Raw genomic sequence first — 870 nt, forward strand, 5'->3', positions numbered from 1 at the left:
GTTATCAAGATAGTCAGGGAATTAGCATTGATGATGAATCTAATCCTTGGATTTTAATGAGTGATGATCTATCTGACTTGATTCATACGAATATCTATTTAGTAGAAACTTTTGATGAAATAGAGAGATATAGCGGCTATTTGGATGGAATTGAACGTATGTTAGAGATATCTGAAAAACGGATGGTAGCCTAGTGGAAATCCAAGATTATACTGATAGCGAATTCAAACATACTTTAGCACGGAATCTTCGCTCACTGACAAGAGGAAAAAAGTCCAGTAAGCAGCCTATAGCTATTTTGCTTGGAGGTCAAAGTGGTGCTGGTAAGACTACAATTCATCGTATTAAACAGAAAGAATTTCCAGGAAATATTGTTATCATAGATGGCGATAGTTTTCGTTCTCAGCATCCACACTATTTAGAACTGCAGCAAGAATATGGCAAAGACAGTGTAGAATACACCAAGGATTTTGCAGGGAAAATGGTAGAGTCTTTAGTAACCGAATTAAGTCATTTGGGATACAATCTTTTGATAGAGGGAACTTTACGAACAGTTGATGTTCCAAAGAAAACAGCACAACTCTTGAAAAATAAGGGATATGAAGTACAATTAGCCTTGATTGCGACAAAGCCTGAGCTGTCCTATCTAAGTACTCTTATCCGATACGAAGAACTATACGCTATCAATCCAAATCAAGCACGCGCAACTCCAAAAGAACATCATGATTTCATTGTAAATCATTTAGTTGATAATACACGACAATTGGAAGAACTAGCTATCTTTGAAAGAATTCAAATTTATCAACGAGATAGAAGTTGTGTATATGATTCAAAAGAAAATACAACTTCAGCAGCAACCGTTCTTCATGA

Annotated in this window: 1 protein-coding gene and 1 pseudogene; both read left to right on the forward strand. The window is 35.7% G+C overall.

Features of this window, described 5'->3' with window-relative positions:
* A pseudogene (locus ADI58_RS10275) lies at positions 1–194 on the forward strand (XRE family transcriptional regulator); the annotation flags it as partial.
* A partial coding sequence (locus ADI58_RS10280; protein ID WP_049522518.1) for a zeta toxin family protein occupies positions 194–870 on the forward strand: 677 nt, incomplete at its 3' end. The pseudogene ADI58_RS10275 and the gene ADI58_RS10280, both read left to right, overlap by 1 nt.

Origin of the sequence: Streptococcus mitis (assembly GCF_001074635.1) — a bacterium.
In the GTDB taxonomy this organism is placed as follows: Bacteria; Bacillota; Bacilli; order Lactobacillales; family Streptococcaceae; genus Streptococcus; species Streptococcus mitis_E.